Annotated in this window: 8 protein-coding genes and 4 pseudogenes; 5 read left to right on the top strand and 7 right to left on the bottom strand. The window is 34.6% G+C overall.

The window, feature by feature from the left end:
* Positions 1-191: 191 nt before the first annotated feature.
* Entirely contained in the window at positions 192-1781 is a 1590-nt protein-coding gene (locus AC22L0_RS11900) for a bifunctional metallophosphatase/5'-nucleotidase (RefSeq protein WP_087965151.1), read from the bottom strand.
* A 384-nt stretch (positions 1782-2165) separates the two neighbouring features.
* On the bottom strand, positions 2166-3002 hold the full coding sequence (locus tag AC22L0_RS11905; RefSeq protein WP_001074330.1) for a bromoperoxidase: 837 nt from the start codon (positions 3000-3002) through the stop codon (positions 2166-2168).
* A gap of 502 nt (positions 3003-3504) precedes the next feature.
* Here AC22L0_RS11905 and ycaC point away from each other — a divergent pair.
* The 4 genes from ycaC to AC22L0_RS11925 all read left to right on the top strand — a co-directional run bounded on the left by ycaC (position 3505) and on the right by AC22L0_RS11925 (position 7543).
* On the top strand, positions 3505-4149 hold the full coding sequence (gene ycaC, locus AC22L0_RS11910) for an isochorismate family cysteine hydrolase YcaC (RefSeq protein WP_000131214.1): 645 nt from the start codon (positions 3505-3507) through the stop codon (positions 4147-4149).
* Positions 4150-4459: 310 nt separating this feature from the next.
* A complete protein-coding gene (locus AC22L0_RS11915) occupies positions 4460-5104 on the top strand; it encodes a hydrolase (protein ID WP_000067163.1) in 645 nt (214 codons plus the stop codon).
* Positions 5101-5694 carry an antibiotic biosynthesis monooxygenase gene (locus AC22L0_RS11920; RefSeq protein WP_087965149.1) on the top strand — a complete coding sequence of 198 codons (594 nt, stop codon included), beginning with the start codon at positions 5101-5103 and terminating at the stop codon, positions 5692-5694. Before AC22L0_RS11915 ends, AC22L0_RS11920 begins: the two co-directional genes overlap by 4 nt.
* Positions 5695-5707: 13 nt before the next feature.
* The gene (locus tag AC22L0_RS11925) at positions 5708-7543 is read left to right on the top strand and encodes an amidohydrolase (protein ID WP_061654882.1); all 1836 of its coding nucleotides are present in this window, start codon (positions 5708-5710) and stop codon (positions 7541-7543) included.
* Positions 7544-7832: 289 nt separating this feature from the next.
* On the opposite strand, the gene AC22L0_RS11930 is transcribed toward AC22L0_RS11925, so the two are convergent.
* The 3 genes and pseudogenes from AC22L0_RS11930 to AC22L0_RS11940 all read right to left on the bottom strand — a co-directional run.
* Complete coding sequence (locus tag AC22L0_RS11930; RefSeq protein ID WP_000423205.1) at positions 7833-8711, bottom strand: LysR family transcriptional regulator; 879 nt, start codon at positions 8709-8711, stop codon at positions 7833-7835.
* A 218-nt stretch (positions 8712-8929) separates the two neighbouring features.
* Positions 8930-9292 (bottom strand): annotated as a pseudogene (locus tag AC22L0_RS11935) (MarR family transcriptional regulator).
* Between the two features lie 389 nt (positions 9293-9681).
* Positions 9682-9867: pseudogene (locus tag AC22L0_RS11940) on the bottom strand (MFS transporter); the annotation flags it as partial.
* Here AC22L0_RS11940 and AC22L0_RS11945 point away from each other — a divergent pair.
* A pseudogene (locus tag AC22L0_RS11945) lies at positions 9855-10094 on the top strand (TetR-like C-terminal domain-containing protein); the annotation flags it as partial. The pseudogenes AC22L0_RS11940 and AC22L0_RS11945 sit on opposite strands and share 13 nt — an antisense overlap.
* 419 nt (positions 10095-10513) lie before the next feature.
* Here AC22L0_RS11945 and colA read toward each other — a convergent pair.
* Both colA and AC22L0_RS11955 read right to left on the bottom strand, forming a co-directional pair.
* Positions 10514-13396: a collagenase ColA gene (gene colA, locus AC22L0_RS11950; RefSeq protein ID WP_487272272.1), complete on the bottom strand. Its 2883-nt coding sequence runs from the start codon at positions 13394-13396 to the stop codon at positions 10514-10516.
* Positions 13397-13555: 159 nt separating this feature from the next.
* Positions 13556-13702 (bottom strand): annotated as a pseudogene (locus tag AC22L0_RS11955) (IS4 family transposase); the annotation flags it as partial.
* Positions 13703-13739 lie beyond the last annotated feature (37 nt).

Here is a 13739-nt window from a genome sequence, read left to right on the forward strand (position 1 = left end):
TATATTTTTATCCTACACAATGAAAATCTCTTTTTCCTTACCTATCCCTTACAAATTCCTTACATTCAAAATCACTTGTACACTAGGGTTGAAGTAGCATCTGTGCCCGAAAACGCAAAAAAAATAGATTACCTGCACACGAAAAAGTATAGTGCACAGGTAATCTATTTGTTTTTAAGATTAACAAAAACCTAATTTATCTTTTGAATTCTTCCATCAATAATAGACTGAATTGGTTCTTTTGATTTTTTTATATAATCTACTAATGCTTCAAAATCAGTTGGTCCTGTTTCAGCATCTTTACCGTTTTTAAAAGATACAAATCCATCTCCCCCTGAAGCTAAAAATGCGTTAGCAACGACGCTGTAAGTTTTAGAAGGAATAATTTCTTCTCCATTCGTTAAGCGAATACTTGTTACTTTTTCTCCATTGGGCTTGTTCGCATCCCAAGTGTATTGGATTCCTGAAATTTGAAGCATTCTTGTTATGTCTTTTTGCCATTGTTGATTTAAAATATCACGAATGTCTTGACCTGTTAAATTTACTTTTATTAATTGATTTCCGAATGGTTGAATACCATATATCTCTCCCCATGTAATATCACCAGCATCTAAGTCATTACGAATACCACCAGGATTCATAAGTGCAATTTGGGATTGCATTGTTGTACGCTGGGCATCAGCAACTAAATTTCCAAGAGTAGATTCACCAGCCGTATTGAGTTTGCGATCTAGTGGCGCAATAGACTTACCTACAACTTCATTAACAAGAGGTGCGATTTTTGCTTGATATTTCTCCATCTTCTTCTTTATTTTTTTATCAGGCTCTATGCCTTCATGATAAGTTGTAACAATTTCTGCTTTTTTCTCAACAATATCTTGTGTTTTACGATCAATCTTTACATCAACATCAGCAAAAGCCATACCATATGAATTTGCTTGTACGACAAGTTTATTATTAACAGTTCCATTTACATAAGTGTGGCTATGGCCACCAAAAATAACATCGACTTCTGGATCAGTCTCATTTGCTAATCGGACGATATCACCATTTGTTACGCCGTTCCCATCTGTTATACCTCCGTTATGTGCAAGAACAACGATAGATTTAACGCCTAGTTTTTTTAATTGCTTTACGGATTTGTTAATAGCTTCAACTTCATCTGTAATTTCTACATTCTTTAGCATAGTAGGCATAACAAGGTTAGGAACATCCGTTGTTACGACTCCGATAAATCCAACAGGAACTCCTTGTACCTTTTTTATAGTGAATGGTGGTAAAAATAAACGACCGGTGGATTTATTATAGAAATTTGCAGCAACATATGGGAATTTTGCTCCTTTAAAATTCCCTGTTTTCTCATGGTATCCACCATAAATAAGGCGGTTCATTTCTTCAACACCTTCATCAAATTCATGATTCCCTATCGTTCCAACATCGAATTTCAAATCATTTAGAAATTCAATCGTAGGTTCGTCTTGTAATAATGCTGAAACAGGAGTACTTGCTCCAACAACATCTCCAGCATGTACCTTTAATGTATTCGGATTTTGTTTTTCACGATCACGTAAATAAGCCCCTAAGTACTCAATTCCCCCTGCATCTTTATTGTTAATTTTTTTTACAGTGTCTAGTTGCCCATGAAAATCGTTAATACCGAGCATTTGTACATCTATGTAGCGGTTTAATTCTGTACTTGCTTGGGCTGAAGGCATAGCAAATACACTAGTAAAAGTAACTGTACTTAATGCTAAAGCAACTGGAATGATTTTTTTCAACATAAAATTTCTCTCCCCTAATTAAAATCTGACATAATACGATGTTATTTTAATATATTAAGAGAATTATTTCTATAAAAATTCAACTAATTATAAAAATTAATAAGATTTTATTGTTTTCTGACAAAACATTTCTTTATTTTGAGGATTATTCAAAATATTATCTTGATAGTAATATAACAATACTTCTAAGAAATCTAAAAAACTCTAATCAATATATTTTAGCTGTTAAGAAGAGTATTCAATCCAAAATTAATGGAGATTTATCAACCTAACATCTCAATATCACCATTAAAAAGATGCTCCTGGATTTATCCAAGAGCATCTTTTATAAAGCTTTATTTTAACTTGTTTATAATTTATTAATTAACAATTATATAGTTGTAATTAGTCCTTTAAAAATGATAGGAGTGCTTCATTAAATTCTTTGGCATGCGTTGCATTTAGCCCATGTGGACCACCCTTTATTAACGTTACTTTAGAATTAGGAATTGCTTCATGTGTTAATTTCCCACTATATTCATATGGTACAGTTGCATCAGAATCACCGTGAATAATAAGAGTAGGTATATTAAACTTCTCCAAGTCTTTTCTAAAATCTGTCTTACTAAAGGCGGTAATACAATCAAGTGTTCCTTTAGGTGATGCACTGGCTGCTATATCCCAATTATATAAACGGAATGGCTCACTAACTAAATCTGTTCGATTACCAGCTGCGAAAAATCCCTTAGTAAATTCATCAAGAAATGCAAGGCGGTCATTAATCACACCACTTTTGAACGCTTCAATTGTTGCATCATCTAATGCCCCTTCAGGATGATCCTCTGATTTGTATAAATATGGAGGTACTGCTCCAGCAAAAACAGCCTTTTCAATACGATCTGTTCCATACGTACTAATATACCGGGCTACTTCGCCTCCACCCATAGAAAAACCAACAAGTGTGACATTTTGAAGCTCTAAATGTTCTAATAGTTGATGTAAATCAGAAGTAAAGGTATCATATTCATACCCTTCCCACGGCTGAGATGATTTTCCAAATCCTCGACGATCATATGTTATAACTCTGTATCCAGCCTCAACAAGAGCGGGAACTTGGTATTCCCAAGATCGACCACTTAACGGCCAACCATGAATTAGTACAACTGGTTTTCCTGTGCCATAATCCTCATAATATATCTCAATTGGTTCTTGATTTTCGGTTCCTACAGTAATTTTAGCCATGCTTCTACCTCCAAAAAATATTCTAATATGTATCCTTTTCTTCAATAATCCGGATGAATGTCATAACCTATTCATGCACGTTTATGTTGTGAACTCTAAGTATGAAACTCTATTGTTCCAATGCATTCATTTTCTCCTTTTGGAACAATCCCCCCTCTAATACCTTTTTCATCAAAAAATAATTACTGAACATTACTCCTATTCAATTGTAATAACAAAAATAGGTGACTATCAATATTGTTCTATCTATAGGATGTATAGGTAAAACCAATCTATTTTATAGTGAAAACAACTATAGTTACGACCTATACGAATTATAGATAATTTAGAATTGATTAACGAATCAGTTTTCAAATACTATAAAATTGTATAGCACTTCATGTTCTGTGAATGCTGCTATAACCAATATTATTGGTCAGCTTAGTTATAAACGAAGAAACTTATGATAGTATCCGACTATTTAAACTTTCTTCGATTACTTAATTTTTAGGAGGAATACATAATGACTGATCTCTATTCTCGTATTAACAAAGATGATGCTGTTGTGCTTTTAGTAGATCATCAAACTGGTCTTATGTCCGGACTAGTACGTGACTATGGTGTTGATGAATTCAAGAACAATGTTTTAGCTCTTGCTCATACTGCTAAGTTTTTTGATTTACCAGTTATTTTAACAACAAGTTTCGAAAACGGGCCTAATGGACCTTTAATGCAAGAATTGGTTGATCTCTTTCCTCATGCACCAAAAATAGCTCGACCTGGACAAATTAACGCATGGGATAATGATGATTTTGTAAAAGCAATCGAAGAAACTGGAAAAAAACAACTTATCATCGCAGGCGTAGTTACGGACGTTTGTGTTGCTTTCCCGGCACTTTCCGCTATAAAAGCTGGATATGAAGTATTTGCTGTTACGGATGCTTCAGGAACTTTCAGTAAACAAGTTGCAGATGCTGCCAATACTCGTATGGCACATAGTGGTGTGCAACTTATGAACTGGTTTAGCGTAGCTTGCGAATTACAACGCGATTGGCGCAACGATGTCGAAGGTTTTGGCAATTTGCTTGCTAGCAATCTTCCAGGCTATCAAAATATAATTGGAAGCTATAGGGGAGCTCAGCGAGATCTTAGTAAACAAAATGCATAAAGTGAAACTTTAATCAGTGGGGGTTTTGTTCATCCCCCACTGATTATTAGTTGAACCAATCGGGCTTTTACAGGCAGTTGATCCCCCACCTAACTTCTTTGCTTCCGCTGAATTTTGAGGTGGGGGTCTTACTGCCCGTTAATGCGGGATAAATGTATTTCAAAGAAATAGCTTTAAATCACTTTCAAAAAAATGGATAGTATACATTTAGTGCTGATTAAATCAGCACTCTCTTTTAATTTAAAAGGTATAGCAAAAATTTTATTTTTACGATTACAATTTTAAACAATTAAAAAAGGAGCGTTTTATTATGAGTAATTTAGAATTGTTAAATCCGGAGAACAGCGCATTAATTTTGATTGATTTTCAACCTCAAATGACTTTTGGAGTTGCAAGTATTGATAGACAAACATTGATTAATAACGTTATGCTACTTGCTAAATCAGCAAAAACTTTTAACGTACCTACTATTCTTACTACAGTTGAGACACGCAGCTTTTCTGGTTATTTTTGGCCACAAATTCTTGATATATTCCCAAACCATGAAATTATAGAACGCAGTTCAATGAACTCTTGGGAAGATCCAAAATTTGTTGAAGCAGTTAAAGCAACAGGTAGAAAGAAATTAATATTTGCAGCACTTTGGACTGAAGTTTGCCTTGCATTCCCTGTGCTTGAAGCAATGAAAGCTGGCTATGAAGTGTATGCAGTTGATGATGCTTCAGGTGGTACTAGTCTGACAGCACATAACGCTGCTATGCGTCGTGTAGAACAAGCTGGTGCAATTCCAGTGACAGCAATTCAAGTTTTACTTGAATACCAACGTGACTGGGCACACAAAGACACTTATGATGCTGTAATGGAAATTGTAAAGGAGCACACTGGCGCTTATGGTCAAGGAGTAGAATACGCATATACTATGGTGCACGGCGCGCTTCCAAGCAGGAAAATATGAAACAAGAAGGAGTAGCTGTCGAAGAGACTTATACAGGGAACACGATGGATGCTGCTGATCCAGTAACAACGATTGTTACATGGGAAATTCAAGAAGGTAGAGAAAAGCAGTTTGAAACATGGAGACATGAAATTGAGGCTGCCGCTACTAAATTCCCAGGGCATTTAGGTGTAAATCTAATAGTCCCAAATAACGAATCGAGAGAGTATACTGTTATTTTTCGCTTTGATACGTATGAGCATCTACGTGCTTGGCAAGAATCAGACATTCGCCGGGATTTGTTAAAAACGGCAGAACAATTTCAAGTTACTAATCCGAGTTACAAAACTGAAAGTAGTTTGGCTTATTGGTTTGTTACTCCGAAAACGCCAGTTCCACCTCCAAAATGGAAAATGTCTATCGTTACCCTTCTGGGTGTATGGCCTCTTAGCATGTTAGTTCCTAAAGTGATAGGACCTATTATAAAACATATAAATCCTATTATGTCGGCCTTTTTTGTTTCAGTATGTATAGTGTCCTTGCTATCATGGGTAGTCATGCCGATTTTCGGTAAATTATTTCATCCATGGTTACAAAATAATAGAAAGTAGACGAGGTGTGAACATGACTTTACCGGATATGATCTTATATAACGGAAAAATTACTACCCTTGACCCTTCTCAGCCTGAGGTATCTGCTATCGCCATAACTGATGGTTTAGTCACTGCAGTAGGTGGAGATGAGCTTCTTAATAGTGCCACGGAAAAAACAAAGAAAATAGACCTTAAAAGAAAGAGAGCTATTCCAGGCCTGAATGACTCTCATATACACGTTATTCGTGGTGGTCTACATTATAATATGGAATTACGTTGGGAAGGCGTGCCATCACTTTTTATTGCTCTAGAAATGCTCAAAGAACAGGCAAGGCGTACACCTGCTCCTCAGTGGGTAAGGGTAGTTGGAGGTTGGTCTGAATTTCAATTTAAAGAGAGACGGTTGCCAACTTTGGAAGAAATTAATGCCGTTTCTGAAGACACTCCTGTCTTTGTGCTACATCTTTACGATAGAGCACTTGTAAATCGTGCTGGGCTGCATGCACTGGGATATACAAAAGATACACCAGACCCTCCAGGCTGCTTAATTGAGCGGGATAAACGAGGTAATCCAACAGGCCTTTTAATTGCGAATCCTAACGCTTCTATTCTTTATTCAAGTTTGGGTAAAGCACCAGCACTTAATTTTGACGACCAGATTAATTCAACTCGCCATTTTATGCGCGAATTAAATAGATTAGGTATTACAAGTGCTATTGACGCAGGTGGTGGATTCCAAAATTATCCTGATGATTACAAAGTTGTTGAACATTTAGCCGAGAAGGAACAATTAACTTTGCGTATTGCTTATAATCTATTTACGCAAAATCCAAATCATGAATATGAAGACTTTGCTTCATGGGCAAAAATTGTTTCTCCAGGTCAAGGAACTGATAAGTATAAAATGAATGGTGCCGGAGAGATGTTAGTATTCTCAGCAGCCGATTTTGAAAAATTTCAAATGCCACGGCCTGAACTAGCTACGATGATGGAAGCTGACTTAAAGAAAGTAATTTCTCTATTGGTGGAAAACCGTTGGCCCTTCCGTTTACATGCAACTTATGATGAGTCAATCACACGTTTCTTAAATGTATTCGAGGAAGTTAACAGTGAAATTCCTTTTAATGGTCTACGATGGTGGTTTGATCATGCAGAAACAATCTCAGATCGTAGCATGGAACGTGTTAAGGCTTTAAATGGCGGTATTGCCATCCAAGACCGCATGGCTTTTCAAGGTGAATACTTTGTTGATTTATACGGAAAGGAAGCTGCAAAGCGTACTCCTCCGATTTATCGTATGTTAGACCTTGGTATACCTGTTGGCGCCGGTAGTGATGCAACTAGAGTTTCCAGCTATAACCCTTGGGTCGCTCTTTATTGGATGGTTGCCGGAAAAACCATTGGTGGACTTTCGATATACGATGAAAAAAATAAACTGGATAGAAAAGTAGCCCTGGAATTATATTCAAAAGGAAGTGCGTGGTTCTCTGGTGATGAAGGTAAAAAAGGAACCCTTGCAGTAGGTCAGTTTGCTGATCTTGCTGTATTGTCTGCTGACTACTTTACTGTGCCAGAAGAAGAAATCAAGAACCTTGAATCATTACTCACAATTATGGGCGGACAGGTTGTGTATGGAAATGATGAATTTAAAAATTTATCACCTGAATTGCCGCCAGCATCACCTGACTGGTCACCGACGGGCGTTTATGGTTATGGCGGTGCTAACCTAGCCAACACTATACTTTCTCACGATGCCCATGATAACAAGTTACATAGTTGCAGTAACCCTCTCCATCAACACACTCATACCGTAATAGGAAAAGATGGAACTAAATGGGGTATTGGTTGTACTTGCTTTGCTTTCTAAATCAAAACCACCGGTATAATGCCGGTGGTTTTCTTTCTGCAATAAGGATATGTAGATTCGAAATAGCATTGTATATCTCTATTGGAATCTATTACTATTTAATAGGACAAAAGAGTTGATAGCTTAAACTTGATTTGTTTTTTACATCCTTCTCTCCGTGCAAAGTCTACCCCTTTCCCTTAAGTAAAAGTCACAAATCGATCACACCACACATATAAATCCACTGCCCTTTGACTTTAATATAGATCTTAATTTTTCAATTGTTACATTAGAATCATTATTATTTCTATTACACTGATACTTTTTGCGAATCATTTAACTTCTGCATAAAGATACGTGCTGCAAAACTTAAAAATTTATCATCAAAGTGAATAAGATTAATATCTTGGCTTGGTGTTGGATCAGTAATACGAACTATGCTCAAAGTATCATTATTAACAAAGTTAACCAGTGAACGAGGTATTATGGCAACCCCATGTCCATTGTATACAAGGCTCAATAGAGAAATAGAAGATTTTGTTTCTATATTTGCTTCAGATAAAGATAACCCTAAACTCTCACAATATATTTTAATAGATTCACGACAACTACATGAAACCATTATTCTACTCAGCCCTACTAATTCTCGAAAAGAAACAAATGATTTTTCATTCAAAGGATGATTTTTTGGAATGACAAGGACGAGCTCTTCACTATACAAAAGGGTGTTTGTTAATGTGTCTGGAATTTGAGCACTACGTGTAATCCCAAAATCAATATTTTTGTCAACGATTTGATTTACGGCAACTTCGGATTCTACAATTTTCACTACGATGTTGGGATAATGTTGTTGAAACTTCATAATATAAGGTGTTAAATAAGTAAGGTCCTCTAATAGACCTCCTATAGTAATCACACCTCTTTTTACACCCTTTAATTCAAAAATTTCATTATAAACGTCATCAAATTGTTGCATGATAAATTTTCCTTTATCAAATAGCAGCTTACCCGCTTCTGTCATTTTGATACCTCTTCCAACTCGATGAAACAAAGGTGTATCAAGTTCACCTTCTAACACACGTATTTGTTGACTTAAAGTCGGCTGTGAAATACCTAGAACTTCCGCAGCTTTAGTAAAACTATTATTATTACAAACTTGAATAAAATACTCTAAATGACGTAACTCCATTCTTGATACCCACTCTCCGCTTTATGAAAGATTTATAATGAAAAGGACGATATGTATACGTGAACATAACAACTTTATTTCCTACTATATTAATTGCAATTACATAATTTCTTTATTTTGTACTACAATACATTTACTACTATTTATTAATTTTCCCTCCTATTTATTTAATTTATATTTAATTAGGATATTACTAAACAGAAATAACATCTAAAAACTTACACTTTCTGTGCGTAATATCCTAACTTTTTCAACTGTTTACTTATCATTTTTTCTCAATATAGTCCAAACTACCAAATATTTGCCGAATCCCCTCTCTATGCTGTGGAAAAATTAGTGTCACCAATTCAATACCTTCTGAAATAATTGATGCATACGTGATACAAAAACTTACAAGTAATATTTTGTCCTCAATTTTTTTATAGGCCGATCAGCTTTACTGTATAGTAGCTCAAGCACTGCAAATTCAGTTGCATTAAGTCCATAAATTTTTAGATCCTTTTCATACGTTTAGTGATTGGCTGTAATTCCCTTGATAATATAACAAATAACTTTAAAGATAAGCTCTCATAATTACCAATCCTTTACAAGTTATCTTGAATTCGAGATTTATTATATTATCGTCGAAATATTATGTCAATAATTCATTTTAGCGTTATCAAGCCACTTATAATTTATTTCTCAACATAAGACATATAGAATCGTTAGAAAATAACTGTTAATATATAGATATCTCAATTACGTTATTTTTTAGAGGGCTTGTTGTCTAGCGCAAGCTCTCTTTTTTCATAGTCTAAATGGAATTCGGACACATTTTATATGGTGAGTTTTGCCCTCTTTTAGCGATAGAGACAAAAAATCTGGTTGTGATGTAAAAACTTCAAAATAACCGCAAATAATCTATAAAAATCAGACATATTAATGAATATGCATTCAAGCGAATCCGATCTGTTTAAATTTGATTATTGAACTATTTCTCTGTGGCAAAATAAAGCAGCGCTATGGTCGGAAAAGCGATTCCGATCCACAATGCTACACTCCATCCTCCGAAAAAGGATCCAACAGCAACACCCAAAAAGAAAATAGACATGAATAATCCATTTAAGCGACTACGAACTTCTGGTTGCAAAGAGAAAATCAAACGTTGACTTAAAACTGAAAGAGGAATATCGCACTCGATGTTTCCAGCCCCGTCGACTGCAAGCAAAGCAACTTCTAGAGAAGGGAATTCAAAGAGGAGAATTGAAAGAAAACCTTGATATTGAATTATCCATCGATCTCATTTACGGACCAATTTTTTATCGGTTGCTAGTAACCGGTGATAAGTTGGATGATTCCTATGTACATCACTTGGTAACAAGCGCATTCGATGGAATACGATAAACATGAATAACATTCGAAAAAAGAATTAAATGGGCCTTCCTCCTATACGAATAAAATTTCGCTTAACTTAATAAATAAAATATCTAATTATTTAAGCTGATGTATATGAGTCGGTCCCCCACATACATCAGCTTAAGAGTTGAGAATTACCCTAAATGAATGAACATGCAAAAAAATTTATTCTGGGGATTTTACGATATTTTATTTAATCGAAATGTGACATAACTCCTAATATTAGTCTTATTAAGACGCAAGCTCCCTCTCTTCTATTTTTTAATTGAATATTTTAGGTTTATAATGATTTATTTTTAAAGATAATTACCTAATTTATTAACTTATTTTAGAGTAAAAAATAGGAGAAGTCTATCGTGACAGACTCCTCCTAAAAAACAACCGTTATATACATATTGAAAATAAATTTATTTTATTAATAATGAATATTCACCAGTGTTATCATCAAATTTATACACATTCAAATAATATTTCCCTGGTTTCGCTACGAATTTTCCCTTTATAGCATTTCCTTCATCTTCACCACAAGCTACGTAATTTTGCATGTCTGATTCATGATAAAGTACCCATGTCATCCCAATGTTTTGTTCATTTACCACAGAAATATCTACTTCTTTTGGAACTGTAACATCAAACGTATAAACATCTGTTTGATCAGGAGCGATCAGATTTCCTTTTACAAGCTTATTAAACGGGAGTACCTTTTCCTCTTCAAGGGATCCACCTGTTTGCGGATCTTGTTTTACAGTAACTTTGGTTTGTTCTTTACTTTCTTTTCCTCTACTATCTTTCACTGTTAGTTCCACAGTATATGCTCCTTTTTCTCCATATACATGGGTAGGGCTGACTTCTGTACTTGTTGTACCATCTCCAAAGTTCCATAGATAAGAAATAATTTTTCCATTTTCACTTTCTGTACCATCACTATGGAATTGAATTCCTTCATTTACTATCCCGCTATATGGTCCATTCATATTTACTATAGTCGTTGTTTTTTCTTTTTCCTCTGTTGCAACACCATGGAAAACAATATCATATTCAAATTGATTGGCTGCATTCACACGATAGTTAACAAAATAGGCTGTAACTGTTTTATAGCCGCTCCATCCTGTTTGAGACAACTGCTCCAAGGTTTGATTGACTTGTTTACTCATTGTTTTCCAGTCTTCAGACTCACCTTTTGATGTACTACCTATGTACTTGCCTTCTACAGTAAATGTGTTAAAAAATTGAGACTCATGTTTTGTGATTTTTGCATCTTTTATATTAGTTACATCGACAATTTCTTTCTTCACTTCAGCTAACGGCTTAGGTGCATGTTGTATTAAGTAATCATTTGTTACTTGTGGTACATTGTATTTATCTTGATTATCAATCAACTGCTGCATATACGTTTGATATTCTATATTCAGCTGTGCATCTTTACTTAATGCTTCACGATACGCGTCATAATTTTTCACATCGTTTGCACGGATTAAATCCTGAATCTTATCAAAGGTTTCAAAGTGGTGATTATATAGATAAGACTGTAGTGCAAAGGAATAATTATAAAAATCCCATGATCCATATTTTGCGAACAAAGTTTGCTTTGCAGTATAACGGCTTGCCGGATCAGATGATAAGCCACTTATAATACTTTTACGTGGAACAACATTATTTGTACGTGTAGATCCTGCAAAGAATTCTGCATTCCCTTCTTGGAACCAAGTTAAGCGTTCATTTTGATATAGTTCTCCACTCCCAAATAAACCAGGAACCTCGTATCTTCCTTGTAAATAATGAGTGAATTCGTGACGGAATAACTCTTCTAGACTATAAATACTCTGTTTTGGTGTACGCTCATATGTAAAGAAAGTACCCTTCTCTTCAATATAAATACCGCCGTTGTTCGTTTCATATCCATATAATTGTCTATTTAATTGATAATCATCTGGATTATTATAAATTACAATTGTCAGCACATCATCTGCGTTACCTGGTTCTAGTGCTTTATCATTTCCAATTACACGGTGATATTGTGCCTTTACTTCTTTGGCTGCCCAATATAACCTTTTAATTTTCTCTTCTGTTACTTTATCGCCTGTCTTAAAAACAATAGATCCATCATCAAATGTATATGTTTTAGGTAAGTATTGTAACTTCCCTTCTTCACGTATTTTCTGTAAATCTACTGTATTTCCATCATAATCTTTTCCACCGTAGTTTGTTTTGATTTGCTCTACCGCTATAAAATAAGGTCCACTTAGGCGAGGATACATATTCATCGCTTGTGTAATAACTTCCAATCCTTTGTTTGGATTGCTATGAAATTTCCCTAAACGTCCTGCATAATAAATCCCATTATTAATTAGCCAACTATTCTCAGTTGTTAAATTCCGTATGAGAGCAATTCTACTAACCTCATTTATAAAGTTATCTATCTTTCCATACCACATTGTTGCATTAGGCTTTTTATTCGTTTCCTGCAAATAAGATTGTATATCATAATCAATACCTTTTACGATTTCATATACAGCTTGTTCTTTCATATAATCATTAGCATACATAGAAAGGTTATCATTAAACTGTTTTAAAATATTTGCCGCATACTGTACTGTTTCAGCATCACTAGAAGCATTACTAATTAATTTCCCATACGCAACTACTACTCTATCTTGCTCAGCTGTACCTAATGTAAAGTTTGGATTTTTTGCAATAGCTTTTAATGCTGGTAAACATTTGTCATGGAAGCTTCTCTCATTTAAGTAACCTACTTCATTATTAAAATATCCCACATAAAAAGCAGAACGTAATATCTCAACAAAAGTTTCAATTCCCATTGAGTCCTCTTTCGTAAAAGATTTCCCTCGTCGTCCTAATTCATTAATGATAACGTTCATACGTTCTCTATTTTGATAAAAAGCTTTCGTATCTTGATTGAATTGAAATAAGTCTGTAATTTGATTCCATGAAACTCTTGATAGCGTATCAATGAATTGACTATCAGGCATTTTATTCAGTTCTGCCAGAGTATAGCTTTGCTTTAATTGCCTGTCATTATGTTTCATCACCGAAGTTGGCCTTTGTGAAAAATCACCTACTTTTAAACGCTCTTCAAAAGTTAAAGTTCCATCCGCTTTTGTAGCATGTGCAATTTCATCTTTTGAAGTTTCTGTTCCAATTGGTTTCATCTGCAACAGATTATAGGGTGCTTTTTCTTCAGCTGATATCTGTGTTTGAATACTTCCAAATGATAATGCCATCGTACTCATACCGATTATCAGTTGAGTAAATTTTAAATTTTTGTTCATTACATTTCCTCCATTTATATATTCCACACAAAAATATAACATTTTATTTTAATAAATCATCATAAAATGTATTATTACATATTGTTTAATATGTATTTCTGTATAAATTAATATTAAACAAAGCATTATTGAATCTCTTTCTTTTTCCATACATACTCATAAATTGAGTAAACTTTTTGTTTGGAATTTACAGGTTCGTTGCACGAAACCAGACTCTCTGGCAAGATTTCTTAAGATGTTCGGGGATAAATAACATTGAATTTCTTGAGCAAATAGTTGTAGTTCATCAGATACAAAAATAGACATAAAAAACGCTATCCTTTCCTATGATTCTAGAGAAAGA

This window comes from Bacillus sp. LQ01 (assembly GCF_057624735.1).

Coding starts and splice junctions, on each gene's coding strand:
- AC22L0_RS11915 (WP_000067163.1), top strand. CDS start 4,460: ATGAGTAATTTAGAATTGTTAAATCCGGAGAACAGCGCATTAATTTTG.
- AC22L0_RS11905 (WP_001074330.1), bottom strand. CDS start 3,002: ATGGCTAAAATTACTGTAGGAACCGAAAATCAAGAACCAATTGAGATA.
- AC22L0_RS11900 (WP_087965151.1), bottom strand. CDS start 1,781: ATGTTGAAAAAAATCATTCCAGTTGCTTTAGCATTAAGTACAGTTACT.
- AC22L0_RS11925 (WP_061654882.1), top strand. CDS start 5,708: ATGACTTTACCGGATATGATCTTATATAACGGAAAAATTACTACCCTT.
- AC22L0_RS11920 (WP_087965149.1), top strand. CDS start 5,101: ATGAAACAAGAAGGAGTAGCTGTCGAAGAGACTTATACAGGGAACACG.
- colA (WP_487272272.1), bottom strand. CDS start 13,396: ATGAACAAAAATTTAAAATTTACTCAACTGATAATCGGTATGAGTACG.
- ycaC (WP_000131214.1), top strand. CDS start 3,505: ATGACTGATCTCTATTCTCGTATTAACAAAGATGATGCTGTTGTGCTT.
- AC22L0_RS11930 (WP_000423205.1), bottom strand. CDS start 8,711: ATGGAGTTACGTCATTTAGAGTATTTTATTCAAGTTTGTAATAATAAT.